The organism is Limnohabitans sp. JirII-29 (genome assembly GCF_003063395.1).
Lineage (GTDB): Bacteria > Pseudomonadota > Gammaproteobacteria > Burkholderiales > Burkholderiaceae_C > Limnohabitans.
Genome location: NZ_NESB01000003.1, coordinates 43,654 through 70,291, shown reverse-complemented (window position 1 = coordinate 70,291; position 26,638 = coordinate 43,654). Strand labels below are relative to the sequence as shown.

Here is a 26,638-nt window from a genome sequence, read left to right as displayed (position 1 = left end):
TGACGCTTCAATCGGGGCGAATATTGCCGTCCCGAATGATGCGTCCCCACTTGAGCGTCTCAGACTTGATGTACTGACCAAACTCTTCTGGCGTTGACCCCACCGGGTCGGTGCCCATGGCCAGCATCTTGTCGCGAATCTCGGGCAGTGCCATCACCTTGGCAATCTCTTGCTGTAACTTGCGAATGGTCTCCTTGGGTGTGCCTGCGGGCGCCACCAAGCCATACCAATTGAGCACCTCAAAGCCCGGCACCACTTCTTGCACCGCAGGTACATCGGGCAAGAAAGCGACGCGTTTGTTGCCCGTCACACCCAAGGCCTTGAGTCGACCTGCTTTGAGCTGCTGAGCGCCCGCTGCTGCGGCTTCAAACGTCATCTGCACCTGCCCGCCCATCACATCGCTGATGCTGGGTGCGCTGCCCTTGTAGGCCACGTGGACCATCTTCGAGCCTACGGCGGAACTGAACAACTCACCCGCCAAATGCGGCAAGCCCCCTGCCCCGCTGGACGAGTAATTCAGCACACCTGGATTGGCCTTGGCGTACGACACCAACTCAGACAAAGTGTTGGCAGGAACCGCTGGGTTCGCAAACAAAACAAACGACAACGAAGCCACCTCGGTCACCGGCACAAATTGTTTGTCCACATTGAACGGCAAGTTGGCATAGAACGAAGGGTTGATGCTCAAGTTGCCCAACGTACCCAAAAACAGGGTGTGGCCATCGGGCGCTGATTTGGCCACGTGGTCCATCGCCAGCACACCGTTGGCACCCGGACGGTTGTCCACCAGCACCGATTGCCCGAGCGACTCAGACAGCTTGGGCGCCATCAAGCGAGCCACCATGTCGATGCCACCACCGGGCGGAAAACCAATCACCACGCGCACCGGTTTTTGAGGGAAGGCTTGTGCGAAAGCGCCCAGCACACACCCCAAAAATAAGGCCCCTCCAACTCCCCATTGTTTGATCTTCAGCACGGCTGTCTCCTTCATGACGGTTGCAGTTTTTATAGTCTCTATCATCCAGCGCACGCAATTTACCACCCCGTGCAAGGCTTCAACTGAGTATGAATTTGCAACCGCATGTCTATGTCGGCACCGCTGGGCACTCAGCTTGGTTCAGCGAGGACGGTGGCCTGAACTGGGTGCACCCCAACAGCCATTCGGGCATGTACCTCGAAGCCCGTGTGTGGAGTTTCGCCAGTCACCCAGAGCATCCCGACTGGCTGCTGGCTGGCACCGACATGGGTTTGTTCCAATGGCACGAAGCCAGTGCGCGGTGGACCGCCATCGCGTCACCACTGCAAGACGTTTGGGTGGCAGCCATCCACCCGCAAGACCCTCAACTGTGGTTTGTCGGCAGCCGCCCAGCGGGCATTTGTCGCAGCCGTGACGGAGGCAAAACTTGGCAAGCGCTCCAAGTTCCAGGCTTGCAACAGTTCTCCACCCTCAACATGGGGGCCACGCGGGTCACGCAAATTTTGTTTGATCCCCTGGATGCACACACGGTGTGGCTGAGCGTTGAAATTGGCGGCATCTTTGTCAGTCATGACGACGGTGACACGTGGCATGCACGCGATCAAGGACTGATTTCTGCGGATGTGCATGGCATCGCCATCCTCGACCAACCCAATCACCAACGCCTGATGTACGCCACCACCAACCAAGGTCTGCACCGCAGCACCGATGGCGGTTTGCATTGGGAGTTCCAAACCATCGACTCTCCCTGGCAATACACCCGCGCCATCGTGCCCCGACTCGATCACACCGGCGTGGTGTTTCTTACCAACGGCAATGGCCCTCCTGGCAACCGGGGGCGCCTGCTGATCAGCGAAGACTACGGCGCACACTGGCAAGAGGTGCAGTTGCCCGGCACCGTCAACAGCACCGTCTGGACCGTGGCCACCCATCCCTTGCAACCCATGCATCTGTGGGCCTGTACCAACTTAGGCCAGGTGTTCGCCAGCCAAGATGGCGGCTGGCATTGGGAGCGCTTGCCCCAGGAGTTTGGCGAAATCCGTGCCCTGCACTGGCGACCCCTGCGTCCAGGCATACGCCAACAAGACCACTCCCTTACCCGTCGTGTCGAACCCGTATGAACCACCCACCCCACATTGCGTTGATGGTTCCCATCAACAACACCACCATGGCCACGGAGTTGGTGGGCTGGCTGCCAACAGGCACCGATTGCCAAACGCTGAAGATTCCGCGTGGTCAAGGTCTACTCACGCGCGAGACCATTCCGGCCTACAAAGCCCAAGCGCTGGCACTGGCACAGACTTTGGTTGGGCAGCCCATTCAGGCTTTGGCCTACGGTTGCACCGCCGCCAGTTTTTTGTCCGGTGCGCAAGGTGACGCCGAGTTGTGTGCAGAACTTACCCAGTTGATTGGCAAGCCCGTGGTCACCACGGCCAGTGCCATGGTGAAAGCCTTGCAAGCGCAAGGAGCCCAACGCATTGGTTTGGTCACGCCTTACCACGACGAAGTCAATGATCAGCTCAAGCGCTTCTTGGCCGATGGAGGCATTGAAGTAGTGGCGTTTGACAGCTTGCGCGCCCCCAACGTGGACGCATTGGGGCGCATCACCTCCACCGAAGTGGCGCAGATGGCACGCCACGTCATGACCGATGGTTGCGATGCCATGTTCATTGCCTGCTCGCAACTGCCCACCTTCGATATCTTGCAGGGCTTGAGCAGCGAATTTGGCCGCCCTGTGTTGTCTTCCATCCAAGCCACAGCGCAGCAATTGCGCGCCACCCTCCACCTCTAAATCATCAGGAACACCATGCACCGTTTGATGTTGCGCGTTTTTTATGCCTTGTTGGGCCTGCTGTTGGCCCACCACGCCCTTGCACAAAGTACTTGGCCCAGCAAACCGATTCGCATCATCGTGCCGTTCGCTGCCGGCTCATTCACCGAGACAGCGGCGCGTACGCTCGGCGCAGAGCTGACCAACCAATGGGGGCAGCCCGTGATTGTCGAAACCAAAGGCGGTGCAGGCAGCACAGTAGGCACTGACATGGTGGCCAAGTCAGCCCCCGATGGTTACACCTTGCTGGTCACGGACAACTCGTTTGCCGTGTCCTCTGCGCTCTACGACAAACTGCCGTATGACCCTGAAAAAGACATCGTCAAAATCAGCACCATCGCCGAAGCGCCCGCAGTGCTGATGGTCAAAGCTGACGCGCCTTACAAAACCTTGAAAGACTTGGTGGACCAAGCCCACAAGAGTCCGAAAACCTTGACCTACGGCTCAGGCGGTCAAGGCTCTTCCGCGCACTTGGCGACTGAACTTTTTTTCATCCAAGCCAATGCAGAACTCACCCATGTGCCCTACCGGGGCGTCGCCGCAGCCCTGCTCGACTTGATGGCCGGCCGCATTGATGTGGGTTTGTCCAGCGCAGGTTCCGCCGCACAGCACATCAAAGGTGGCAAGTTGCGCGGCCTGGCGGTGGTGGGCAAGGAGCGTCACCCACTCATCCCCGAGGTGCCGACCTTCACCGAAGCCGGCTACGGCAGCTATGAGATGGTCTATTGGTTTGGCCTGATGGCCCCTGCTGGTTTGCCGCCCGCCGTGCTGACGCGCATTCAGCAAGGCGTGGCGCGTGCTGTGGAGCAACCCAAAGTGATCGAGGTGTTTGCCGCCACAGGCGCGCGCGCCATGGCACGCAGCAGCGCAGAGTTCAGCAAGAAAGTTCAAGACGAATCACGCCTCTGGAAAAGCGTGGTGACCAAATCTGCCATCAAAGTTGAATAACCCGAAAGAAGAAACTGTCATGACCACACCAACCTACCAAAATAAAGCCAAACAAGCCCTGCTCGCCGACCAGCTGGTGTTGTGCATGGGCTTGCGCCAAGCGCGTACCGCAGACATCGGCCCGATGGCCGCTTCGTGCGGCTTTGATGCCATCTACGTCGACATGGAGCACAGCGCCATTTCGCACGACACCACCTCCGCCATTTGCGTGGCCGCTATTGGTCACGGCATCACGCCCTTCGTGCGTGTACCCGGCCACTTGGCCAGCGACATGAGCCGCGTACTCGATGGTGGTGCGCAAGGCATCATCATTCCGCACGTCAACACGGCAGAACAAGCCCAAGCCATCATCGCAGCTTGCAAATTTCCACCCATCGGACACCGCTCGGTCATGGGCGCCAACCCGGCCTTGGGCTACCAAGCCATTCCCCTGGCCGAGAACAACAGCCGACTCAACCACGATACCGTGGTCATCGTGATGCTGGAAACCCCAAAAGGCATTGAGAACGCAGAGGCCATTGCAGCCGTGGAAGGCGTGGACATGCTGCTGATTGGCTCCAACGATTTGTGTACCGAGATGGGTATCCCCGGACAGCTCAAGCACCCCAAGATCAAAGAAGCTTACGAAACCACCGCCGCAGCGTGTCGCAAGCATGGCAAGTTTTTGGGCGTTGGCGGTATTCGCGGTGACTTGGAATTGCAAAGCCAACTCACCGCACTGGGCGCGCGCTTCATCATTGCTGGCAACGACGTGGCGTATCTGATGTCCGCCGCACGACAAGACGTTCAGGCACTGCGTAAGGCCTGCGTAAAATAATTAGCATGCTTACACATCACGACGCAGAACCCGCGTTTCAGTCTCCGGCACTTGCCTGCGATGCCCACTTTCATGTGTTTGGACCGGCCGAGCGCTACCCCTACGCGGGTGGCTTGCGCTACACACCACCCGTTGCTGAGCTGAGCGATTACCTTGGCTTGGCCGAGTTGCTAGGCATGAAACGCTTTGTGTTTGTGCAGCCCTCGGCCTATGGCCGTGACAACAGTTGCATGTTTGACGCCATGCGTCACATGGACCCTGCGCTGCGACGCGCCATTGTGGATGTGGACGAGCACATCTCAGACGCAGAACTCGCTGTCATGAACGATTTGGGCGTGCGGGGTGTGCGCATCAACGTGTCGCCTGTGCACCCTTACGAAGAAGGTTTACTAGAGCACATGCTGCCGCGCATTCAGCGCCTGGATGCGCGCTGCGCCGAGCTGGGCTGGCACCTCGACTTTTTGCTGCCCGGCTGGTTGACCCACAAAATGTTGCCCACCTTGGCGCAACTCAAAGTCGACCACAGCTTGGCCCACATGGGCATGTTCTTGGGTGCGCAAGGCCCACAGCAAGACGGCTTTGTGCAGTTGCTCGATTTGCTGAAAAACGGCCCTGGCAAAACCTGGATCAAGTTCACCGGCACCTACCGCATGGCCACGGCCCCTGCGTTTGACGACGCACTGCCGATGGCACAAGCCATCTTGGGCGTAGCCGCAGACCGCGTGATCTGGGGCAGCGACTACCCGCATTTGTCGTTCGCTGACAAAGTGGGTTCGGTGGCCTTGTTCAATTTGCTCAAAGACTGGGCCCCCGATGCCGCGACGCGGCAAAAAATTCTGCAAGACAATCCAGCCCGACTGTTTGGCTTTTAAGGACGAGGGATGAGTACCGATGTACTGGTGATAGGCGGCGGCAATGCCGCCTTGTGCGCAGCGCTGATGGCTGCAGAAGCGGGAGCCAGCGTGACCTTGCTGGAGGCTGCTCCCAAAGAATGGCGTGGCGGCAACTCGATGCACACACGCAACTTGCGTTGCATGCATGACGCCCCGCAAGACGTGTTGGTCGAGGCCTACCCCGAAGAAGAGTATTGGCAAGACCTGCTCAAAGTCACGGGCGGCATCACCAACGAAAAACTCGCCCGCTTGGTGATTCGCGCATCGTCTAACTGCCGCGACTGGATGCGCAAGCACGGCGTGCACTTTCAGCCACCGCTATCAGGCACGCTGCATGTGGCCCGCACCAACGCGTTTTTCATGGGCGGGGGCAAAGCCCTGGTCAACGCCTACTTTCGCAGCGCCGAAGAACTGGGCGTGAAGGTGCGCTACAACGCCCCCGTCGACCACATCGAGATGGAAGATGGGCGTTTTGTGGCGGCCTATGTGGGCCAAGAACGCATCACCGCCAAAGCCTGCGTGTTGGCATGTGGCGGCTTTGAATCCAACCGTGAGTGGCTGCGCGAAGCCTGGGGTCAAAACGAATGGGGCGAATGGACGGCGGACAACTTTTTGGTCCGTGGCACCCGCTACAACCAAGGCCTCATGATCAAAGACCTCATGGCCCATGGCGCTGACATGATTGGCGACAAAACCCAAGCCCACATGGTGGCCATTGACGCACGTGCGCCGGAATACGACGGCGGCATTTGCACCCGCCTGGACTGCGTGTCGCTCGGTGTGGTGCTGAACCAAGAAGGCAAACGCTTCTACGACGAGGGCGAAGACTTTTGGCCCAAGCGCTACGCCATTTGGGGCCGCCTGGTGGCGCTGCAACCAGGGCAAATTGGCTACACCATCATCGACAGCAAAGCGATTGGTCGGTTCATGCCGCCGGTGTTTGACGGCATCCAAGCCGACACCCTGCCCGAACTGGCTGCCTTGCTGGGCTTGCCCGTAGACACTTTCATGCACACCATCACCGAATTCAACCAAGCCTGCCGCGTCGGCACCTTTGACCACAACGTGCAAGACGACTGCCACACCGAAGGCATTACCCCTGCCAAAACGCATTGGGCACGTCCTATCGATACCGGACCTTTCTACGGCTACGCGCTGCGTCCCGGCATCACCTTCACCTATTTAGGACTCAAGACCGACGAGACGGCCGCTGTGCGTTTCCAAGACAAGCCCAGCGAGAACTTGTTTGCCGCGGGCGAGATCATGTCAGGCAATGTGCTGGGCAAGGGCTACACAGCAGGCGTTGGCATGTCCATTGGCACGGCCTTTGGCCGCATCGCGGGCAGCAATGCGGCGCGCGCGGCACTGGGCCGCACACAAGGGGCAGACCATGCAAACGCTTGAAGCCCTGACCCAAGAAGCACGCGCTTTGGCGCAAGGTGCTCTGCCCCTGTCCACCGCCGAAGCCGAGGTGGCGCGGCAGCTGCAAATCTGCAACGCATGTCGCTACTGCGAAGGGTTTTGCGCGGTGTTTCCTGCGATGACCCGCCGCCTTGAATTTGGCAAGGCCGATGTGCATTACTTGGCCAACCTTTGCCACAACTGCGGCGCTTGTTTGCATGCCTGCCAATACGCACCACCCCATGTGTTTGCTGTCAACGTGCCGCAATCGATGGCGCAGCTGCGCGGGCAAACCTACACCGACTACGCCTGGCCACCGGCCCTGGGTGCGCTGTACCAGCGCAACGGCCTCACGCTGTCGCTGGCGTTGGCGGCTGGCTTGACCTTGTTCTTGCTGCTGGCCTTGCAGTTCAATGGCACGCTGACAGCCCAAGGCTTGGGCGGCGACTTTTACAAAATCTTCCCGCACAACCTGCTGGTGAGCTTGTTTGCACCCGTGTTCTTGTTTGCTGCCCTGGCCCTGACATTGGGTGTGCGCCGTTTCTGGCGTGAGGTCACACCCGCCACCAGTGGCGCAGCACTCACATCACCCGCCACGGCTGAAGCTGCGCATGACGCGCTGCGTCTGCGGTACTTGGACGGAGGCCATGGCGAAGGCTGCAACAACGAAGACGACGCTTTCAGTCTGTCGCGTCAACGCGCCCACCACCTGACCTTCTATGGATTCATGTTGTGCTTTGCGGCCACCAGCGTGGCCACGCTCTACCACTATGTGCTGGGTTGGCAAGCGCCGTATGACTTGCCAAGCCTGCCCAAAGTTTTGGGTGCAGTCGGCGGCGTGAGTTTGTTGCTGGGCACCGTGGGTTTGTTCAAACTCAAATGGCAGCGCCACCCCATGCACGGGGACGCGGCACAAAAGCCCATGGACTATGGCTTCATCGCCCTGTTGTTTTTCACCAGCTTGACAGGCCTGGCCCTGTGGTTGGCACGTGACAGCGCGGCCTTGCCGGCTTTGCTGGCAGCTCACCTAGGCGTGGTGATGGCCTTGTTTGCCACCCTGCCCTACGGCAAGTTCGCGCATGGCGTGTTTCGCACCGCCGCGCTGCTGCGCTATGCCGTGGAAAAACGTCAACCCAAAACCATCGGCTTGAGCGGCGAGTAAGCTCTCGGCTGTCATGACCGTCACGAAAGTTCCCATGATCACCACCACACGTCGCCATCTCAGTCTTTGTTTGCTCAGCGGCTTGCTGGCCTTCTCCGCAACCGCCCAAGACTTCCCTCCCAAAAAATCGATCACCCTGGTGGTCGGCTTCGCTGCTGGTGGTGCCGCCGACACAGCGGCACGCATCATTGCCAAGAAGCTCGGCGAGAACATCGGGGCCTCGGTCGTCATCGACAACAAGGGCGGCGCTGGTGGCAACATTGCGCACCAATACACGGCCACAGGCCCCACCGATGGCAGCTTGATTTTGTTTGGCTCGGTCGGCCCACTCACCATCGCACCACACTTGGTGAAGTTGCCTTATGACCCGGTCAAAGACTTGGCACCCATCACCATGGGCGTGAACTTTCCCAACGTGCTGGTGGTCCACGCAGGCACAGGCATCAAGACTTTTGCCGAGTACATTGCCTATGCCAAGAAGAACCCCGGCAAGCTTGACTACGCATCCACCGGCCCAGGTTCCGCATCACACCTGGCCGGCGAACTGCTCGACGACATGGCCAAGATCGAGACCGTCCACGTGCCCTACAAAGGCGGTGCGCCGGCCCTGCAAGACTTGTTGGGTGGTCGTGTGGCGTCTTACTTCTCGACCTACTCCACCTCACAGGCCTACATCGACAACGGCAAACTGATTCCCTTGGCCAGCACAGGCACACAACGCCTGCGTTCGTTGCCCAATATTCCGACCATTGCCGAGTCGGGCTATCCAGGCTTCAGTGCCACCAACTGGTACGCGTTCGTTGCTTCCTCCAAAGTGCCGACGGCCATCTTGGACCGCTGGAATGTGGAATTGGTCAAAGTGCTCAAGTCTCCGGATGTGGTGGAGCAACTCAACAGCCACGGCCTGACTCCGCTGCCCGGTACGCGCAATGAATTGGCTACTTACATGGCCAAAGAAACAGCCACCTGGGGCCGTGTGATTCGCGAGCGCAAGATCACTGCCGAATAATTTTTCATTGACCAAATCGAGACACACCATGAACCTCCGTTCTTTCTCTGCTCCTTCGTTGACGCGCCGCTTAGGCCTGCTTGGCCTGGGTCTGTTTGTCTTTGCAGCCCAGCTGGTGCACGCCGCAGAAATTCGCGTCATCACCTCCGGCGCATTCACCGAGGCCTACAAGCAACTGGTGCCCATGTACGAACAGGCTTCCGGCAACAAAGTCATCAGCGCGTTCGGTGCGTCGGTGGGCAATGCGCCTGACTCGATTCCCAGCCGCTTCGCGCGTGGCGAAAAGTTTGATCTGGTGATCTTGTCCGAAGGTGGCCTGGAAGCCCTGATGGCGCAAGGCAAATTGGTCAAAGGCAGTCGCGTTGACTTGGCCCGCTCGCAAATCGGTGTGGCTGTGCGCAAAGGCACGCCCAAGCCCGACATCAGCACCGTAGAAGCCCTGAAGAAAACCTTGCTCGAAGCCAAGTCCATCGCCTACTCGGCCAGCGCCAGTGGCACCTATTTGTCGACTGAGTTGTTCCCCAAGCTGGGCGTAGCTGAGCAAATGAAGGTGACTGCCAAACGCATCATGAGCGAGCGCGTGGGCGCGGTGGTGGCACGCGGCGATGCCGAGCTGGGCTTTCAGCAAGTGAGCGAACTGATTTACTTCAAAGAACTCGACTTCGTGGGCACCTTGCCCGATGCGGTGCAGCAAACCATCTTCTTCTCGTCAGCTTTGGTCGAAGGTTCGCAAGAGCAAGAAGCGGCCAAGCACTTGGTGCGTTTTCTGAGCTCTGCCTCAGTGGCCAAGCTGGTCCGTGAGACCGGCCTCGACCCTGCCAGCCGCTGATTCGCCACAGATAATCGGGCGCATGACGCTGCCCTCTTTTGCCACATCCAAGCGCACCCCCTTGTCCCCTCTGAAAGGGGTGCGCATTCTCAGTCTGGCCCTCAATCTGCCAGGCCCTGCGGCCCTCATGCGATTGCGCAGCATGGGTGCCCACTGCACCAAGCTCGAACCGTTGGCCCCAACAGGAGCCGCGACTGCCGATCCGATGGGACTGTACAAACCGGCGGCCTACGAGGCCATGCACCAGAGCGTGCAGGTGGTGCAAGCTGACTTGAAAACCGAGCGCGGTCAAGCCCGCTTGCACAAGCTCTTGGCACGCACCGGTGTGCTGATCACCTCGTTTCGTCCCTCTGCTCTGACCAAACTTGGACTCGGCTGGAGGGCGCTGCACCGCCAATACCCGGCCCTGTGCATGGTCAGCGTGGTGGGGGCCTCGGGTGCGCGGGCCGAAGAACCCGGACACGACCTGACCTATTTGGCCGAGAACGGCTTGGTCAATGGCTTGGACATGCCTGCCAGCCTGTATGCCGACATGGGCGGCTCTTTGTTGACCACCGAAGCGGTGTTGCAAGCCCTGCTGATGCGCCAACGCCCTGGGCGTGCGCTGGGGCGTGGTGTCTTTCAAGAAATTGCCTTGACCGATGCAGCGGCCTATTTGGCCTTGCCACGCAGCTGGGGCTTGACCACGCCAGACGGGGACGTGGGAGGTGCCCATGCGGGCTACCGCGTTTACGCCTGCAAAAACGGCCGTGTGGCTGTGGCAGCCCTAGAGCCTCACTTTGCCGCGCGCTTGTGCGAAGCCGCAGGCTTGCCTCAAGGTGCCGCACAGCAGATGCACAAACGCAGCACCCACCAAGCTTTGGCAACATTTTTTGCCAACCAAACACGGCAGCAACTGGATCGGCTGGCCAATGCCAAAGATATTCCGCTGCACAGCTTGCCACGCTGAAAGCGGTGCGCAGCTAAGCCGCGTTCAAGTCAAATGACGCAAAGGGTGGGCCTGAGCAGGCCAAGGGCTGACAAAAAATGGCGCCACCATGTCGGGTGTGACATCCTCGATACGCGCAGGCTGCCACCGAGGTTGACGGTCTTTGTCAATTGCCAAGGCACGGATGCCCTCCAAGGTTTCTGTTTGTGCGCCACGTCGCTGGAGGTGATCGGTGTGAAAGCAGTGGCGCACCAAGTCGCGCTCCATGCGCAAATCATTCGCCAAGCTCAAGTGTCGGCCTCGGCGTATTTGCTCAAGGCTGACCGCCAGCATGAGCGGCGAGCGTTGTCGCAGTGCCTGCAAGGTGTGTGCAGCCCAGCCCTCGGTTTGACCAGCCGCCAAGCGCGTCAAGGACTGAACCATCTCTCCCACACCGGGCAAAGCAAACACGCTGTCGAGCTGCGCGTTGTGCCAACTCGGCGTCGAGGTGTTTTGCACAGTAGGTGCCCCCTGCGCGTGTGCTGCTTGCGCTTGCAGACCCGCCAACAAAACCTCGCCACTGCTCCAGTTGGGATTGCTCAAGGCGTCCCACAAGGCAGGCAGAGCGTCTGAGGGCACGCACACATCGGCCAATCCCACGCGCAAGGCATCGGCGCCGTGCAAGACCTGGCCAGTGAGGGCCAGGTACTCCCCGCTGTGGCCTGGGCAACGGCTTAAAAAATAGCCACCGCCGACGTCTGGGAACAAACCAATTTGTGTTTCAGGCATGGCCATCAGCGTGCGCTCGGTGACCACCCGCCATGCCGCGCCCTGGCTGATCCCCATGCCGCCACCCATGACGATGCCGTCCATGAAGGCGATGTAGGGCTTGGGATAGTTCTGAATCAAATGGTTGAGGCTGTATTCCTCGGTGAAGAAGTCTTCCAGCGAGGCATCGCCCGCCAAAGCCGCTTGGTGGAAATAACGGATATCGCCACCGGCACAAAAGGCACCGAAGGGGCCTTGCTTGTTGCTGCCTCGCACGGCAACCGCCCACACCTGCGGGTCATGCTGCCAGTCGATGAGCACTTGGGTGAGTTCACGCACCATGGCCAGCGACAAGGCATTGAGCGCATGCGGGCGACTGAGGGTGATCAAGCCCACATGGCCGACACGCGCGTGGGATACATCGGATGTGAATGGGTTCATACAACTTCCTTGGCTGTCAGCAGATGATGCTTGTGAAAAAGCCGAAGGTTCAAGCTTCGGCTTTTTCATCAATCCAGGGCTTGAGAGCCCGGGGTGTTTACTTGTTGCGCTTGCGCTCGTGCTCTTTCAAGAAGCGTTTGCGCAGGCGCACGCTCTTGGGCGTGATCTCGACCAATTCGTCGTCCTCAATGAACTCAACGCCGTATTCGAGCGTGAGGTCAATAGGCGGCGTGATCTTGACAGCATCTTCTTTACCGGACACACGGAAGTTGGTGAGCTGCTTGGTACGCGTGGCGTTGACCACCAGGTCGTTGTCACGGCTGTGGATACCCACAATCATGCCTTCGTACACGGGGTCATTGGCCTTGACGAACATGCGACCACGGTCATCAAGCTTGCCCAAGGCGTAGGTGAAAATTTCACCATCGTCCATGGAAATCAGCACACCGTTTTTACGACCACCGATCTCACCTTTGTGGGGCTCGTAGCTGTCAAAGATGTTGGAGATCAAGCCTGAGCCACGGGTCAAGTTCAAGAACTCGTTGGTGAAGCCAATCAAGCCACGGGCCGGGATGCGGTATTCCAAACGCACGCGGCCACGGCCATCGGGTTCCATGTTGACGAGTTCGCCTTTGCGCTCGCCCAGAGCTTGCATGACACCCCCTTGGTGGGTTTCTTCAATGTCGGCGGTGACCAACTCAATCGGCTCATGGCGCTCGCCATCGATGTCGCGGTACACCACGCGGGGCTTGGACACGGCCAATTCATAGCCTTCGCGGCGCATGTTTTCCAGCAAGATGGTCAGGTGCAATTCACCGCGGCCCATCACTTCGAACACGCCCTCTTCGTCGGTTTCTTTGACGCGTAAGGCCACGTTGTGTTGCAGTTCTTTTTGCAGACGGTCCCAGATTTGACGGCTGGTCACAAACTTGCCTTCACGACCGGCCAAGGGGCTGGTGTTGACGCAGAAGTTCATGGTCAGCGTGGGTTCGTCCACCTTCAACATCGGCAGCGGAGCGGGGTTCAAAGGGTCGGTGATGGTCACACCAATGCCGATGTCGGCAATGCCGTTGATCAACACGATGTCGCCTGGGCCTGCTTCGCTGGCTTGCACGCGCTCCAAACCTTGGAAGGTCAACACTTGGTTGATGCGGCCTTTGACGGTCTTGCCATCTGGGCCTTCCATGACCACCACATCCATCATGGGCTTGATAGTGCCTTGGCTGATACGGCCCACGCCGATGCGGCCCACGAAGGTAGAGAAATCAAGTGCGGAGATTTGCAGTTGCAATGGCGCAGCTGGGTCGCCTTTTTGTGCAGGCACGTGCTTGAGCACGGTGTCGAACAGGGCCGACATGTCGGGGCCCCACTGTTCACCAGGTGCGCCTTCTTCGAGCGAGGTCCAGCCGTTGATGCCTGAGGCATACACCACAGGGAAATCGAGTTGCTCGTCGGTGGCACCGAGTTTGTCAAACAAGTCAAAGGCTGCGTTGACCACAAAGTCAGGACGGGCACCGGGCTTGTCCACTTTGTTGACCACCAAAATAGGACGCAGCCCCAAGGCCAAGGCCTTTTTGGTCACGAAGCGGGTTTGGGGCATGGGCCCCTCTTGCGCATCGATCAACAGCACCACGCCGTCGACCATGGACAGGGCACGTTCCACCTCGCCACCAAAGTCCGCGTGGCCTGGTGTGTCGACGATGTTGATGTGGGTACCTTGCCAGCTCACGGCACAGTTCTTGGCAAGAATGGTGATGCCACGCTCGCGTTCGATGGCGTTGTTGTCCATCACGGTATCGACCACTTTTTCGTGCTCGGCAAAGGTGCCCGACTGACGCAGCAGCTGGTCCACCATGGTGGTTTTGCCGTGGTCAACGTGGGCAATGATGGCAATGTTGCGGATTTGTTTACTCATACTTCACTCTCCAAGATTGATTGAATTTCGATGGGGCTCAACAAACGCCCCGGAATCAGTTCGCCGGCGGTCACATGCGCCGTGCCCAACAGGGCACGCGGTGTTTGGCCGTACACGGCGGTGCGCGCACAGTCGGGCCAAGCGCCACGACGGCGCACGCCGCTTAAAAATTTCCCTGCATCTTCGGGTGCCAGGGTGACAGGCGTGTGTCCCCCAAGCAAAGCATCCACGGGCAACAAGCGCGCTTGTCGATCAGGCTCGGGCAAGGCCTCTAAATCGCTCAGGCTGATGCACTGGTCTGCCAGGAAGGGGCCGGTCACCATGCGACGCAACGCGCTCAAATGCGCACCACACCCGAGGGCCAGACCAATGTCTTCGCCCAAGGTGCGGATGTACGTGCCTTTGCTGCATGTCACGGTGATCTTCAAACGACGATGGCCGTTGTCTGGTTCGATCTCTTGCAGGCTCAAGGCATGGATGGTGACTGGTCGCGCTTCGCGCTCGACTTCAATGCCTGCACGCGCGTAGTCGTACAAGGCTTTGCCATCTTTTTTCAAGGCACTGTGCATCGGAGGCACTTGGGAGATCGGTCCCGTGAATTGTTCTTGCACGGCCTGCAACTGCTCGGGCGTGAAGTCGACGGGTTTTTCGGCGATCACATCGCCCTCGGCATCTGCGGTGCTGGTTTGAATGCCGAGCACGGCAATGGCTTCGTAAGATTTGTCAGCATCCAAATGGAGTTGGCTAAATTTGGTGGCTGCACCAAAACACAAAGGCAATACACCGGTGGCCAGCGGATCCAGCGTGCCAGTATGGCCCGCTTTTTCGGCGCGCAGCAACCACTTGGCCTTTTGTAAGGCATCGTTGCTGGAGAGTCCGTAGGGCTTGTCCAACAGCAACACCCCATGCACAGGGCGTCGCTGCACCCTGGTGCGCGGCGCGCGAGCATTGCCCCCACGTTCACCCACTTCGTGTGGTTCTCTGCCCCCCAAGGGGGCCTTCGCACCTTGGGGCGGCCCGGCGGTGCTCATCAATCTTCCTTAGCTTTGGAAGAAACGGCCTTGGCAATCAAGGCGTTCATGTCTGAGGCATGCTCGGGCGTGCGGTCAAAGACAAAGTGCAAGGTAGGTACCGTGTGAATGTGCAAGCGCTTGAACAAGCCATTGCGCAAGAAACCTGCCGCTTGGTTGAGGCCTTCGGCACACGCTTTGGCGTCGCCGTTGAGCACGCTGAAGTGCACTTTGGCATGGGCGTAATCGGGCGTAACTTCCACCCCTTGCAGCGTGACCATGCCCACGCGCGGATCTTTCAATTCGCGCGCGATCAACTCGGCCAGATCGCGTTGGATCTGGTCGGCCACTTTGAAACTGCGGTTGGGGGTGCTACTCGGTTTACGTGCCATACCAATGACGCTTTACAGCGTGCGTGCAACCTCTTTGATTTCGAAGAACTCCAACACATCGCCTTCGACGATGTCGTTGTAGTTCTTGATGGTCAAACCGCACTCGAAGTTTTCTTTGACTTCTTTGGCGTCGTCTTTGAAACGCTTCAAACTGTCGAGTTCGCCTGTGAAGACGACCACGTTGTTGCGCAACAAACGTAACTTCGCCGTGCGACGCACCAAGCCCGAAGTGACCATACAGCCCGCGATCGCGCCGATCTTGCTGACGCGCAGCACTTGGCGGATTTCGGCGGTACCGATGACTTCTTCTTTTTTGTCTGGTGTGAGCATGCCCGACATGGCGGCTTTGAGTTCATCCACAGCGTCATAAATGATGTTGTAGTAACGAATCTCAACGCCGTTGCCTTCGGCCAACTTGCGCGCACCGGCATCGGCACGGGTGTTGAAACCAATCACCACAGCTTTGGACGCAATGGCCAAGTTGATGTCACTCTCACTGATGCCACCTACAGCGGCATACACCAGCTGAACTTTGACTTCGTCGGTGGACAACTTGAGCAAAGAAGCGGCCAAGGCTTCTTGCGAACCTTGCACGTCGGCTTTGACGATGATGGGCAGCATCTTCACGTCGCCCGAGGTCATGTCCGAGAACATGTTCTCGAGCTTCGACGCTTGTTGCTTGGCCAGCTTGGTGTTGCGCACCTTGCCTGCACGGTAAGTGGCAATCTCGCGGGCACGACGTTCGTCGGTCATGACCATGAACTCATCACCTGCTTGAGGAACCTCGGTGAGGCCTTGGACTTCCACCGGAATGGAAGGACCTGCCGACTTGATGGGCTTGCCGTTCTCGTCGAGCATGGCGCGCACGCGGCCAAAGGTTTGACCTGCCAAGATGACATCGCCCGCGCTGAGGGTGCCCGACTGAACCAGCACCGTGGCCACAGGACCACGGCCTTTGTCCAGGCGCGCTTCGATCACCAAGCCTTTGGCCATGGCGTCGACAGGTGCTTTCAATTCCAGCACTTCGGCTTGGAGCAGCACTTGCTCTAACAACTCGTCAATGCCTGCGCCGGTTTTGGCCGACACCAACACAAAGGGCGACTCACCGCCGAACTCTTCAGGGACCACCTCTTCGGCCACCAGCTCGCCCTTGACGCGCTCTGGATTGGCACCGGGCTTGTCAATCTTGTTGACGGCCACCACGATGGGCACACCCGCCGCTTTGGCGTGTTTGATGGCTTCTTTCGTTTGGGGCATCACGCCGTCGTCGGCCGCCACCACCAAGATCACAATATCGGTCGCCTTGGCACCACGGGCACGCATGGCCGTGAAGGCCTCGTGACCCGGTGTGTCCAGGAAGGAGATCATGCCGCGTGGTGTTTCCACGTGGTAGGCACCAATGTGCTGGGTAATGCCGCCAGCTTCGCCAGAAGCGACTTTGGCACGACGGATGTAGTCCAGCAACGAGGTCTTGCCGTGGTCCACGTGACCCATGACCGTGACCACAGGCGCGCGGGTGACCGCGTCGGCGTGGTGTGCCGAGGCTTCTTCTTCGGTGAAGGCCTCCGGGTCGTCCAGGGCTGCCACGATGGCTTTGTGACCCATTTCTTCCACCAAAATCATGGCGGTGTCTTGGTCCAAGGGCTGGTTGATGGTGGCCATCTGGCCGAGCTTCATCAATTGCTTGATGACTTCAGAGGCCTTGACCGCCATCTTGTGTGCCAATTCGGCCACGGTGATGGTTTCGGGCACGTGCACTTCGATCACGCGTGCTTCCACGGGTGCCGAATTGCTGTGGTTGTCATCACGACCCCCACGTTGCTCACGACGTCCACGCGGACCGCCACGCCAGCTGTTGCGACCTACACCACCGCTGCTGTCGCCGCGGGTTTTGATTTCTTTTTTCTTGGCTTGTTCGTCGGCCCAGCTTGATGACAGCTTGGCGCTCTTGACTTCTTTGTTGCCACCGGGTGCTGCGGGTGCACCGGGCGCAGCAGGTGCGCCTGGACGGGCCACAGCGCCTGGGCTTCCCGCTGGCTTATGCAGGGTGCCTTTCATGGCGGCTTTGGCAGTTTCAGCCGCGGTGGGTTCGGGCTTTTTAGCCACCATCACTTTTTGCGGCGTGCTCATCATGGCGCGAATGGCTTCGGCTTCAGCCAAAGCTTTGCGACGGCGTGAATCCAAATCTTTGGCGCGTGCAGTCTCTTCATCGGCGCGTGCTTTGGATGCAGCGGCCGCTTGTTCGCGTGCAGCTTCTTCAGCTTGGGCTTTGCTAGCAGCTGCAGTGTCTTCCACGACAGCAACAGGCTCGGCCGAAGCTGGTGCCTCAGCAGCTTTTGCGGCTTTTGCAGCTTCGGCAGCGGCTTTGGCCGCTTCGGCTTGCGCGCGCTCTTGGGCTTCTTGCGCTTCGCGTTGGCGACGCTTTTCAGCCAGCTCTTCTTCTTGGCGACGAATCAACTCAGCCTGACGGCGAGCTTCTTCTTCGCGACGGGCCAATTCAGCTTCGTTGATGAGCGGTGCAGCGGGTGCAGCCGCTTCAACCTCGTGCACAACAGGTGCCGGTGCTTCCACTGTATCGGGCTCGTCACGTTTGACGAAGGTGCGTTTTTTGCGCACTTCTACCTGGATGGTGCGGGCTTTGCCCGAAGCATCGGCCTGTTTGATTTCGCTGGTTGACTTTTTCACCAAGGTGATCTTTTTACGATCAGCGGCCACGGTGCCGTGGCTGGCTTGCAAATGGCTCAACAGCTTTTGTTTGTCGCCTTCGGTCAGCGCATCATTGGCCGAAGATTTGGACACGCCTGCTGCGCTCAATTGCTCAAGCAAGGTGTCGGTTGATTTTTTGAGTTCGTTCGCAAACTCGGCAACGGTCGTACTGGACATATATCGTGGTTCCTCTCCATGACCGTTACTCTTGACCCGCGAACCAATGTTCGCGTGCCTTCAAGATCAGGGCTTTGGCCTCTTCTTCGCTTTGGCCGGTGATGGCTGTGAGCTCGTCTACGGCCAAATCGGCCAAATCGTCACGGGTGTGAACACCGCCCTCTGCCAATTTGGCAATGAGGTCAACGTTCAAACCCTCCAAGTCGCGCAGATCTTGCGAGACTTCTTCGACGCTCTCTTCGCGTGCAATTTCCATGGTGAGCAACGCATCTTTAGCACGTGCGCGCAGCTCATTGACGGTGTCTTCATCGAAGCTCTCGATTTCGAGCATCTCTTGCAGAGGCACATAAGCCACCTCTTCCAAGCTGGTGAAGCCCTCTTCAATCAGGATGTCAGCCACCTCTTGGTCCACGTCCAACTTGGCCATGAACAAGGCACGCATGCCATGTGTTTCGTCGGCTTGTTTTTGTGCCGACTCGGCAGCGTCCATGATGTTGATCTTCCAACCGGTCAGGTCAGAGGCCAGGCGCACGTTTTGACCGCCACGGCCAATCGCGATGGCTAGGTTTTCTTCGTCCACCACCACGTCCATGGCGTGCTTTTCTTCGTCCACCACAATGGAGCTGACGTTGGCAGGGGCCAAGGCACCGATCACAAACTGTGCAGGATCCTCACTCCACAACACGATGTCCACGCGCTCGCCAGCGAGCTCGGTGGTGACCGCATTCACGCGGGTGCCGCGCACGCCAACGCAAGTGCCGATGGGGTCCACACGTTTGTCGTGTGACACCACAGCGATTTTGGCGCGCGAGCCAGGGTCGCGGGCGCACGATTTGATTTCGAGCAAGCCTTGCTCAATTTCAGGCACTTCTTGGCGGAACAGCTCCACCATGAATTCAGGTGCCGAGCGCGACAAGATGATGGGTGCGCCACGCAAAGTCAGGTCCACATCCATGATCATGGCGCGTACGCGGTCGCCATTGCGCAGGTTTTCTTTGGGGATCATCTCGCTGCGACGCAAGCGGCCTTCGACACGGCCGGATTCAACAATGATGTCGCCCTTGTCCATGCGCTTGACGGCACCGACAAAGATTTTGTCGCCACGTGACATGAAGTCGCTGAGCAGCATCTCGCGCTCTGCATCGCGGATCTTTTGCAAAATAACTTGCTTGGCCGCCATGGCGCCAATGCGGCCAATGGGCAAGGACTCGATCGACTCTTCGATGTACTCACCCTCCTCCGCATCAGGCACACGCTCGCGTGCATCCATCAGCAGTTCTTCGGCTTCTGGGTTTTGCAAACCGGCAGCGTCAGGCACCACCAACCAGCGGCGGAAAGTTTCGTAATCGCCCGTGTCGCGGTCCATGGCCACACGAATGTCCACCTCACCCTCGTAGAGCTTTTTGGTGGCTTGTGCCAATGCAGATTCAACTGCACCAAACACCACATCGCGCTCGACGTTTTTCTCGCGCGAGATGGCTTCAACCAACATCAACATTTCGCGGTTCATGACGACTACTCCTTCTCAAGACCAAAGTTCAACGGGGCTTTTTGCCCTTGAAATCCACAATCGGTGCCAGACGTGCTTCACGCAACTCGTCCAACGTGAAACCCAACGCATGCAGCGGGGTCTCGGCTCTTTTTTGACTGATCTTTTGACCGGGCTTGGCTTTGGGCGCGTCACGCCAAGTGATTTGCCAGCCAAGGCCGTCGTCCGTACGCTCCAAGGTGCCACGGAATTTTTTGCGATTGGCTGCCACCTGACCGGCAGCAGCAACGCCCATAGGTGCTTTGAGCGTGAGGTCAACTTCTTCGCCGACAAAGCGCTCAAAGTCCGCCTGGTGACGCAAAGGCCGATCAATGCCCGGCGAGGACACTTCCAAGCGCTGGTACTCCACCCCATCCACTTCCAGTGCAAACTGCAACTGACGGGTCACGCGCTCGCAATCCTCGACGTTGACAAATTGAACTGGCGTTTCTGGCGTCCAAGGCAAGTCAATCGTGATGCGCAACAGCCCCCCGGCAGAGCGTTCAATCTCTACCAGGTCGTAACCTAAACCTGTCACAGTTTGTTCTACTATTTGCTGCAAAGCCACGTCGACAAAAGCCCTAAGTTCAAAGGATCAAAAAACAATCGACCAAAAAAAACGGGCGGTAATTACCCGCCCGTTTGGTCGTGAAGCGCTCATTGTAACGTCTAAATGCTTGATTTGCAAAGAGATTGTTAGAAAAGAACCGCCAACACACAATCCCAATGCAAGCGAGGCGCCCAAACGCCTCTGATCGCCGGACGTGGATAAAAACCATCGGGCTCATAGACAATGCATCTATTAGCATTCAATCCAGAGGCCTGCCCGCCGCTTTGCCCCCACACCATGCGCACGCATTCCCCGTTATCGCTTACTCGCCTGATCACATGGATCTTGCTGCTGTGGGTCATGGATCTCGCCCATAGCCAAGCGCCACAGGCACCACGGGCGTTCAGCACCGAACAAGAACGCTGCATTGTTCCTGCCGCACAGTTTCACCAAGTGAACCATGACGTGTTGCGTGCCATTTTGCGGGTGGAAACTCGTTTGAATCCAGGTACCGTGACGCGCAACACCAACGGCACCCTTGACGTGGGTATGGGGGGCATGAACTCAAGCAATTTTCCTGAACTTGCCAAGCATGGTGTAGCGCCCGAACATTTGTTGGATGCATGCGTCGCAAGTTATGTGGCTGCTTGGCATTTGAAAAAAAACATCGCCAAGTATGGCAACACATGGTTTGGTGTTGCCGCTTATCACTCGACCACGCCATATTTCAACCGCCGCTATCAAGCGCTGCTCTACAACGAACTGGTCAAAAGCGGTACTTTAGAGGGCGCTTTGTTGCCTGTGCCACCCCTGCGCTAACGCGCAGCCGCCACCAACACGCGTGTGTAGGCATGTTGAGGCTGATTCAATACCGCGTCGACCGTGCCAGACTCCACCACTTGCCCGCCTTGCATGACCAGCACCTGATGCGCCATGGCACGCACCACGGTCACGTCGTGCGTGATGAGCAAATAGCTCAATCCACGTTCACGCTGTAAACGTTGCAGCAACTCAAGCACTTGTTTTTGAATGGCCACATCCAAGGCACTGGTCGGCTCGTCCAACACCAGCACCTCAGGATCGACCACCAGAGCTCGCGCGATGGCCAAGCGCTGGCGCTGGCCGCCTGAGAACTCATGCGGATAGCGTTGCAACAAGCCCGGAAACTCCGACTCGGTCAAACCCACGGCAGCCAGGGTAATGAGCAGGCGGCGCAAACAGCCCAGCTCATCGAGTTGTGGGTTGTGCAAGCGCAGGCCCTCGGACACCAGCTCCTGCACATTCATGCGTGGAGACAAAGACGAGAACGGGTCTTGAAATACCACTTGAACTTTGCGTCGCAAGGCCAAGTCTTGACGAGCACGCCCTGACCATGCCTGACCGTCAATGGTCAGCGTGCCTTCGCTAGGCAACAGCCCTAAGGCAGCCAACGCCAAGCTGGATTTGCCCGAACCAGACTCGCCCATCACGCCCAAGGTTTGGCCAGCACGCAGCACAAAATCAAGGCCATGAACCGCCACAAACTCGCCGCGCCCCAGCCAACCTCGCCAGCCACCACGGGTCACCGGGTAGGTCACGCGCAAGTTGTTTGCTTGCATGCACACAGGCGCATCGTCACGTGCAGCCAACACGTCCCGTGGTGCGTGGCTGTCGATCAGGCGTTGCGTGTAAGGGTGTTGGGGACGTTCGAGAACCTCCGACACCGGCCCTGACTCCACCACCTGTCCTTTTTCCATGATCAAGACGCGGTCAGCAAAACGTCGTACGGCTTGCAAATCGTGGGTGATCAGCAAGACCGACATGCCGTAGCGCTGTTGCAAACTATCGAGCAGATCCAAAATCTGGCCACGCAATGACACGTCCAGCGCCGTGGTGGGTTCGTCGGCCACCAATAGACGCGGACGACACGCCAAGGCCATGGCAATCATGACGCGCTGGCGTTGCCCACCTGAGAGCTGATGCGGGTAGTTGTGCGCACGTCGCTGAGGCTCTGAAATGCCAGTGTCTGAGAGCAGGCGAATCACCTCAAACCAGGTCTCATCACGCAACATGCCGCGCTTGAGTTGCAGCACTTCGGCAATTTGATCGCCGACCGTGAACAACGGATTCAAGGCGGTCATGGGCTCTTGAAATACGAAAGCAATGTCTTGGCCGCGAATGGCTTCGAGTTCACGTGCTTTGAGTTTCAACAAGTCACGGGTTTGAATCTCGTCCGTAGACACGGCTGCCAAGCTTGCCGCATCTTGCGGTGTCCACAAGCAGCGCCCAGACAAGGCCGCACCTTCCACCAGACGAACCAGACTGAGCGCCGTGAGGCTTTTGCCAGACCCGGACTCCCCGACCAGGGCCAACTTCTCGCCATGTTCGATGTTGAAGCTGATGCCGTGCACCACCTCGGTGGCACCGAATGCAATGTGCAAATCGCGTACTTGAAGCAAGGGCAGTCTCATCGCTCGGCCTTTCTGGGGTCGAGCGCATCGCGCAAACCATCGCCCATGAAGGTCAACAGCATCAAGGTCACCACCAACACGGCAAAGGTGGAGAGCGAAATCCACCACGCATCGATGTTGTTCTTGCCTTGGGCCAACAGCTCACCCAGGCTGGGTGTGCCCGGAGGAACGCCCAAGCCCAAAAAGTCAAGCGAGGTCAGCGCCAAGATGGCTGCACTCATGCGAAACGGCAAAAAGGTCACCACAGGTGTCAAGCTGTTGGGCAGCACGTGACGCCAAATGATTTGGCGGTTGGATAACCCCAGAGCGCGTGCGGCACGCACATAGTCGAGCTGGCGATTGCGCAAGAACTCAGCTCGCACATAGTCCGACAAGCCCATCCAACCAAACAGCCCCAGCAAGACCAACAGCAAGGTGATGCTGGGGTCAAACACGGCCGAGAAGATGATGAGCAAATACAGCTCCGGCATGGCACTCCAGATTTCGATGAAGCGTTGCATGGCCAAGTCTGTTTTGCCCCCAAAGAAGCCTTGCAAGGCCCCTGTCAACACCCCGAGCACCGTGCCAAACAAGGTCAACGCCAAGGCAAACAACACCGAGATGCGAAAGCCGTACAGCAAGCGCGCCACCACGTCGCGGCCACGGTCATCCGTGCCCAGCCAGTTGTCACGCGACGGTGCAGCAGGATTGGGCTCTTTCGCAAAGTAGTTCAGGGTGCTGTGGTGGTAAGGGTTGGGTGGGTACAGTGCCCAGTTGCCAGGTTGCGCAAATTGTCTTTGGATGAAGGGGTCTAAAAAATCGGTCGGGGTGGAAAAATCACCGCCAAACGTGGTTTCTGGCAAGGTTTGAACGATGGGGGCATACCAGCGGCCTTGGTAGCGCGCGATCAATGGTTTGTCGTTCGACAACAGCTCGGCAAAGAGGCTCAACACGAAGATGAAGACGAACAAACACAGGCTGTAAAAACCCAAACGGTTGCGGAGAAAGCGTTGCCAAGCACGTTGGCTGGGTGATTGAGGGGTGTTAGTCGAATTTGACACGTGGGTCCACCCAGACATAACAAAGGTCACTGATGAGCTTGGTGAACAAGCCAATCAATGTGAACAGATACAAAGTCCCCAGCACCACGGGGTAATCACGGCGCATCACGCTCTCGTAGCTCAACAGGCCCAAACCATCGAGCGAGAACAAGGTCTCGATCAACAACGATCCAGTGAAAAAAGCGCCAATGAAAGCCGCCGGAAAACCCGTGACCAAGGGGATCAAAGCATTACGAAACACATGGCGCCACAACACGCGACGCTCGGACAGGCCTTTGGCACGTGCAGTCAGGACGTATTGCTTGCGAATTTCTTCCAGAAAAGCGTTTTTTGTCAGCATGGTGGTGACAGCAAACGCGCCCAACACGCTGGAGGTGACAGGCAACACGATGTGCCAGAGGTAGTCCACGATGCGCGCCCCCCAATGGAGTTGCTCCCAGTTGGCCGAGGTCAAGCCTCGCAGTGGAAACCACTGCAATTGACCGCCGAACACGACCAGCAAGGCGACCCCAAGCACAAAGCCTGGAATGGCATAGCCCGTCAGCACAAGCAAACTGGTGAGCATGTCAAAGTGAGAGCCCGCGCGCACGGCTTTGGCAATGCCCAAGGGAACCGAGATGAGGTAACTCAAAAAGAAGGTCCACAGTCCCAAGCTGATGGAGACCGGCAGCTTTTCACGCACCAGATCCCACACATCTTTGGGATAGAAAAAACTTTTACCCAAATCAAAACGCGCAAACTGTTGCAACATTTGCCAAAAGCGCTCAGGGGCTGGTTTGTCAAAGCCATAGAGCTGTTTGATTTCTTGAATCCGTGCCGCGTCAACGCCCTGACGCCCTCGGTATCCAGCGCCACTGGCAGCAGCGCCCTCGCCTCCGCTGTCACGACCTTGCAGCTGAGACACCATTTGCTCCACCGGTCCACCAGGGACGAATTGGATGACGGCAAACGTCATCAGCAACACACCAAACAAAGTAGGCACCATGAGCAATAAACGTTTGAGGATGTAGCTGAGCATGTCAGGGTTGTCCTCTTGTTTCAGCCGCTAATGTGGCTTGGTTATCACGCGTGGCCCACCAGGTAGACACAGCCCAAGCCTCGGGCTGGTAATAACGAGGGGTGACCGCAGGTTGTTCGAAGCGCCCATTGCGCCAGGCCACACGATGCACACCGCCATACCAATGGGGAACAGCGTAATGACCGTGGCGCAACACGCGGTCTAGGGCACGCACAGCCGTGATGAGTTGTGGCCTGGTCTTGGATGAAATCACCTTCTCGAGCAAAGCGTCTACGGCGGAATCCTGGATGCCCATGAAATTGCCAGAGCCCTCAGTGCCTGCTGCTTTGGAGCCAAAGCGTTCCATCAGTTCGGTCCCCGGCGATTCACTGCCCACATTGCGGTTGCTGATGATTTCAAAATCAAACACGTCCAAACGCTTTTGCAAGACCGCAAAGTCGATGACTTTGTAATTCACCACAAAGCCCAGCTTCTCCAAGTTTTTGGCAAACGGTGTGACCACACGCCCCATCGCACCGGAATTGTCCAAAAACTCCAAGGTAAACGGCTCACCTTGTGCGTTGCGCAAAGCACCCTCTCGGTAGGTCCACCCAGCCTGCGCCAACAACGCTTTGGCTTGGCGCAAATGGTCGCGCAACGTCTGGCCCGACGCAGGGTCGATTTCGGTGCGTGGCGGCATCGGCACAGGTGCACTGAACACCTCAGGCGCAAGCTGTGCACGCAAAGGCGTGAGCAAAGCCAACTCGGCGGCGTCAGGTAAGCCCGTGGCTTCGAAATCACTGGCCACAAAGTAGCCACGCACGCGCTGGTAAGCGTTGTAGAACAGTTGGCGATTCATCCACTCAAAGTCCATCGCCAACCCAATCGCTTCGCGCACACGCACATCTTGGAATTTGGGCAAGCGGGTATTGAACAGAAAGCCCTGAAAGTCGCCGGCATTGCCGTGTTTGAGTTCGCGTTTGATGAGCTGGCCCGTGTTGAAAGCTTTGCCAGCATAGGCGCGGGCCCATTCGCGTGCGACGAACGATTGGATGAAATCAAACTCCCCGGCCTTGAAACCTTCCAACTGAGCCGTGTTGTCTTTGTAGAGTCGGTAGGTGATGCGATCAAAATTGAACAGCCCACGCCGTACGTTCACATCGCGCGCCCAATAGTTTGGATCTCGGTCATAGCTGATGTCGCGGCCAAACACCACGCGCCCGATTTTGTAAGGACCACTGCCAATCGGCAGATTTGTGACGATTTTGTCCAGCGGTTGAGACACACCTTCTTTCATGCCCCATTTCTGACTGAACACAGGCAAGTTGCCAACGATCAAAGGCAACTCAGGATTGGCACGTGCAAAGTCAAAGCGCACCGTGCGGGCATCGATCACTTTGGCATCGATGACTTCTGCATACAAGGTTCGAAACTGTGGTGCAGCTTCTTTGCTGGTGAGTTTGTCGAACGAGTACTTCACGTCACTGGCCAACACGGTATCACCGTTGTTGAAGCGCGCCTGAGCGCGCAAGCGAAAGGTGACGGAGCGTTTGTCACTCGACACGCTGACATCTTCTGCCAGCAAACCATAGGCGGTGGTGGGCTCATCCAGGGTGCCGGTCAGCAGCGTTTCAAACACCAAGCCTGACAAACCAGGCGCAGCATTGCCTTTGAGTGTGAACGGGTTGTATTTGTCAAAGCTTGACAACCGTGTGGGCGAGACCAACACCAGCTCCCCACCCTTGGGCGCGTCGGGGTTGACATAGTCAAAGTGATGAAAGGTGCCGGGGTATTTGACATCGCCAAATTGTGCGTAGGCATGCCCGGCCCAGGACGGCACACAAGCCCATAAAAGCAACAAATACAGCAAACCTCGCATGCGACAATTCTG

General features: G+C 58.0%; 23 protein-coding genes. 11 read left to right on the top strand and 12 right to left on the bottom strand.

What is annotated here, in order from left to right:
• Positions 1–7: 7 nt before the first annotated feature.
• Positions 8–976: a tripartite tricarboxylate transporter substrate binding protein gene (locus tag B9Z39_RS05435; protein WP_158269459.1), complete on the bottom strand. Its 969-nt coding sequence runs from the start codon at positions 974–976 to the stop codon at positions 8–10.
• Positions 977–1,065: 89 nt separating this feature from the next.
• Here B9Z39_RS05435 and B9Z39_RS05430 point away from each other — a divergent pair, with 89 nt between their 5' ends.
• From B9Z39_RS05430 to B9Z39_RS05385, 10 genes are read left to right on the top strand one after another with little or no spacing between them, the layout of a single operon-like run.
• Positions 1,066–2,097, top strand: a complete 1,032-nt coding sequence (locus B9Z39_RS05430; protein ID WP_108300987.1) for a sialidase family protein — start codon at positions 1,066–1,068, stop codon at positions 2,095–2,097.
• Positions 2,094–2,768, top strand: a complete 675-nt coding sequence (locus tag B9Z39_RS05425) for an aspartate/glutamate racemase family protein (protein ID WP_108300986.1) — start codon at positions 2,094–2,096, stop codon at positions 2,766–2,768. Before B9Z39_RS05430 ends, B9Z39_RS05425 begins: the two co-directional genes overlap by 4 nt.
• Before the next feature lie 15 nt (positions 2,769–2,783).
• On the top strand, positions 2,784–3,755 hold the full coding sequence (locus B9Z39_RS05420) for a tripartite tricarboxylate transporter substrate binding protein (RefSeq protein ID WP_108300985.1): 972 nt from the start codon (positions 2,784–2,786) through the stop codon (positions 3,753–3,755).
• A gap of 19 nt (positions 3,756–3,774) precedes the next feature.
• Positions 3,775–4,572 carry an HpcH/HpaI aldolase/citrate lyase family protein gene (locus B9Z39_RS05415; protein ID WP_108300984.1) on the top strand — a complete coding sequence of 266 codons (798 nt, stop codon included), beginning with the start codon at positions 3,775–3,777 and terminating at the stop codon, positions 4,570–4,572.
• Positions 4,573–4,577: 5 nt separating this feature from the next.
• Positions 4,578–5,444 carry an amidohydrolase family protein gene (locus B9Z39_RS05410; RefSeq protein ID WP_100144741.1) on the top strand — a complete coding sequence of 289 codons (867 nt, stop codon included), beginning with the start codon at positions 4,578–4,580 and terminating at the stop codon, positions 5,442–5,444.
• Between the two features lie 9 nt (positions 5,445–5,453).
• Entirely contained in the window at positions 5,454–6,869 is a 1,416-nt protein-coding gene (tcuA, locus tag B9Z39_RS05405; RefSeq protein ID WP_108300983.1) for an FAD-dependent tricarballylate dehydrogenase TcuA, read from the top strand.
• A complete protein-coding gene (tcuB, locus tag B9Z39_RS05400) occupies positions 6,856–8,028 on the top strand; it encodes a tricarballylate utilization 4Fe-4S protein TcuB (RefSeq protein ID WP_108301213.1) in 1,173 nt (390 codons plus the stop codon). The genes tcuA and tcuB overlap by 14 nt, the downstream gene beginning before the upstream one ends.
• Before the next feature lie 34 nt (positions 8,029–8,062).
• Positions 8,063–9,037 carry a tripartite tricarboxylate transporter substrate binding protein gene (locus tag B9Z39_RS05395; protein WP_108301212.1) on the top strand — a complete coding sequence of 325 codons (975 nt, stop codon included), beginning with the start codon at positions 8,063–8,065 and terminating at the stop codon, positions 9,035–9,037.
• Between the two features lie 28 nt (positions 9,038–9,065).
• Positions 9,066–9,866, top strand: coding sequence for a substrate-binding domain-containing protein (locus B9Z39_RS05390; protein ID WP_100144735.1), 801 nt, complete (start codon positions 9,066–9,068; stop codon positions 9,864–9,866).
• 22 nt (positions 9,867–9,888) lie between these two features.
• Positions 9,889–10,815, top strand: coding sequence for a CoA transferase (locus B9Z39_RS05385; RefSeq protein WP_108300982.1), 927 nt, complete (start codon positions 9,889–9,891; stop codon positions 10,813–10,815).
• A 24-nt stretch (positions 10,816–10,839) separates the two neighbouring features.
• On the opposite strand, the gene B9Z39_RS05380 is transcribed toward B9Z39_RS05385, so the two are convergent.
• The 7 genes from B9Z39_RS05380 to rimP all read right to left on the bottom strand — a co-directional run bounded on the left by B9Z39_RS05380 (position 10,840) and on the right by rimP (position 20,278).
• The gene (locus tag B9Z39_RS05380; protein ID WP_108300981.1) at positions 10,840–11,982 is read right to left on the bottom strand and encodes an enoyl-CoA hydratase/isomerase family protein; all 1,143 of its coding nucleotides are present in this window, start codon (positions 11,980–11,982) and stop codon (positions 10,840–10,842) included.
• 97 nt (positions 11,983–12,079) lie between these two features.
• Positions 12,080–13,897 (bottom strand): translational GTPase TypA, encoded by a 1,818-nt coding sequence (typA, locus tag B9Z39_RS05375; RefSeq protein WP_108300980.1) that lies wholly within the window; start codon positions 13,895–13,897, stop codon positions 12,080–12,082.
• Complete coding sequence (gene truB, locus B9Z39_RS05370; RefSeq protein WP_108300979.1) at positions 13,894–14,928, bottom strand: tRNA pseudouridine(55) synthase TruB; 1,035 nt, start codon at positions 14,926–14,928, stop codon at positions 13,894–13,896. The genes typA and truB overlap by 4 nt, the downstream gene beginning before the upstream one ends.
• Positions 14,928–15,299 (bottom strand): 30S ribosome-binding factor RbfA, encoded by a 372-nt coding sequence (gene rbfA, locus B9Z39_RS05365; RefSeq protein WP_108300978.1) that lies wholly within the window; start codon positions 15,297–15,299, stop codon positions 14,928–14,930. The genes truB and rbfA overlap by 1 nt, the downstream gene beginning before the upstream one ends.
• A 12-nt stretch (positions 15,300–15,311) precedes the next feature.
• Complete coding sequence (gene infB, locus B9Z39_RS05360) at positions 15,312–18,182, bottom strand: translation initiation factor IF-2 (RefSeq protein WP_108300977.1); 2,871 nt, start codon at positions 18,180–18,182, stop codon at positions 15,312–15,314.
• Between the two features lie 25 nt (positions 18,183–18,207).
• The gene (nusA, locus tag B9Z39_RS05355; protein WP_108300976.1) at positions 18,208–19,692 is read right to left on the bottom strand and encodes a transcription termination factor NusA; all 1,485 of its coding nucleotides are present in this window, start codon (positions 19,690–19,692) and stop codon (positions 18,208–18,210) included.
• Between the two features lie 28 nt (positions 19,693–19,720).
• A complete protein-coding gene (gene rimP, locus B9Z39_RS05350; RefSeq protein WP_100144714.1) occupies positions 19,721–20,278 on the bottom strand; it encodes a ribosome maturation factor RimP in 558 nt (185 codons plus the stop codon).
• Between the two features lie 342 nt (positions 20,279–20,620).
• Here rimP and B9Z39_RS05345 point away from each other — a divergent pair, with 342 nt between their 5' ends.
• A complete protein-coding gene (locus tag B9Z39_RS05345) occupies positions 20,621–21,079 on the top strand; it encodes a lytic transglycosylase domain-containing protein (protein ID WP_158269458.1) in 459 nt (152 codons plus the stop codon).
• Here the strand turns inward: B9Z39_RS05345 and B9Z39_RS05340 are convergent.
• From B9Z39_RS05340 to B9Z39_RS05325, 4 genes are read right to left on the bottom strand one after another with little or no spacing between them, the layout of a single operon-like run.
• A complete protein-coding gene (locus tag B9Z39_RS05340; RefSeq protein WP_108300974.1) occupies positions 21,076–22,710 on the bottom strand; it encodes an ABC transporter ATP-binding protein in 1,635 nt (544 codons plus the stop codon). The two genes, B9Z39_RS05345 and B9Z39_RS05340, sit on opposite strands and share 4 nt — an antisense overlap.
• A complete protein-coding gene (locus tag B9Z39_RS05335) occupies positions 22,707–23,768 on the bottom strand; it encodes an ABC transporter permease (protein WP_108300973.1) in 1,062 nt (353 codons plus the stop codon). Before B9Z39_RS05335 ends, B9Z39_RS05340 begins: the two co-directional genes overlap by 4 nt.
• A complete protein-coding gene (locus B9Z39_RS05330; protein ID WP_100144706.1) occupies positions 23,734–24,768 on the bottom strand; it encodes a microcin C ABC transporter permease YejB in 1,035 nt (344 codons plus the stop codon). The genes B9Z39_RS05335 and B9Z39_RS05330 overlap by 35 nt, the downstream gene beginning before the upstream one ends.
• Before the next feature lies 1 nt (position 24,769).
• On the bottom strand, positions 24,770–26,626 hold the full coding sequence (locus tag B9Z39_RS05325) for an extracellular solute-binding protein (RefSeq protein ID WP_108300972.1): 1,857 nt from the start codon (positions 26,624–26,626) through the stop codon (positions 24,770–24,772).
• Positions 26,627–26,638 lie beyond the last annotated feature (12 nt).

Coding starts and splice junctions, on each gene's coding strand:
- B9Z39_RS05430 (WP_108300987.1), top strand. CDS start 1,066: ATGAATTTGCAACCGCATGTCTATGTCGGCACCGCTGGGCACTCAGCT.
- B9Z39_RS05425 (WP_108300986.1), top strand. CDS start 2,094: ATGAACCACCCACCCCACATTGCGTTGATGGTTCCCATCAACAACACC.
- B9Z39_RS05420 (WP_108300985.1), top strand. CDS start 2,784: ATGCACCGTTTGATGTTGCGCGTTTTTTATGCCTTGTTGGGCCTGCTG.
- B9Z39_RS05415 (WP_108300984.1), top strand. CDS start 3,775: ATGACCACACCAACCTACCAAAATAAAGCCAAACAAGCCCTGCTCGCC.
- B9Z39_RS05410 (WP_100144741.1), top strand. CDS start 4,578: ATGCTTACACATCACGACGCAGAACCCGCGTTTCAGTCTCCGGCACTT.
- tcuA (WP_108300983.1), top strand. CDS start 5,454: ATGAGTACCGATGTACTGGTGATAGGCGGCGGCAATGCCGCCTTGTGC.
- tcuB (WP_108301213.1), top strand. CDS start 6,856: ATGCAAACGCTTGAAGCCCTGACCCAAGAAGCACGCGCTTTGGCGCAA.
- B9Z39_RS05395 (WP_108301212.1), top strand. CDS start 8,063: ATGATCACCACCACACGTCGCCATCTCAGTCTTTGTTTGCTCAGCGGC.
- B9Z39_RS05390 (WP_100144735.1), top strand. CDS start 9,066: ATGAACCTCCGTTCTTTCTCTGCTCCTTCGTTGACGCGCCGCTTAGGC.
- B9Z39_RS05385 (WP_108300982.1), top strand. CDS start 9,889: ATGACGCTGCCCTCTTTTGCCACATCCAAGCGCACCCCCTTGTCCCCT.
- B9Z39_RS05380 (WP_108300981.1), bottom strand. CDS start 11,982: ATGAACCCATTCACATCCGATGTATCCCACGCGCGTGTCGGCCATGTG.
- typA (WP_108300980.1), bottom strand. CDS start 13,897: ATGAGTAAACAAATCCGCAACATTGCCATCATTGCCCACGTTGACCAC.
- truB (WP_108300979.1), bottom strand. CDS start 14,928: ATGAGCACCGCCGGGCCGCCCCAAGGTGCGAAGGCCCCCTTGGGGGGC.
- rbfA (WP_108300978.1), bottom strand. CDS start 15,299: ATGGCACGTAAACCGAGTAGCACCCCCAACCGCAGTTTCAAAGTGGCC.
- infB (WP_108300977.1), bottom strand. CDS start 18,182: ATGTCCAGTACGACCGTTGCCGAGTTTGCGAACGAACTCAAAAAATCA.
- nusA (WP_108300976.1), bottom strand. CDS start 19,692: ATGAACCGCGAAATGTTGATGTTGGTTGAAGCCATCTCGCGCGAGAAA.
- B9Z39_RS05345 (WP_158269458.1), top strand. CDS start 20,621: ATGGATCTCGCCCATAGCCAAGCGCCACAGGCACCACGGGCGTTCAGC.
- B9Z39_RS05340 (WP_108300974.1), bottom strand. CDS start 22,710: ATGAGACTGCCCTTGCTTCAAGTACGCGATTTGCACATTGCATTCGGT.
- B9Z39_RS05335 (WP_108300973.1), bottom strand. CDS start 23,768: ATGTCTGGGTGGACCCACGTGTCAAATTCGACTAACACCCCTCAATCA.
- B9Z39_RS05330 (WP_100144706.1), bottom strand. CDS start 24,768: ATGCTCAGCTACATCCTCAAACGTTTATTGCTCATGGTGCCTACTTTG.
- B9Z39_RS05325 (WP_108300972.1), bottom strand. CDS start 26,626: ATGCGAGGTTTGCTGTATTTGTTGCTTTTATGGGCTTGTGTGCCGTCC.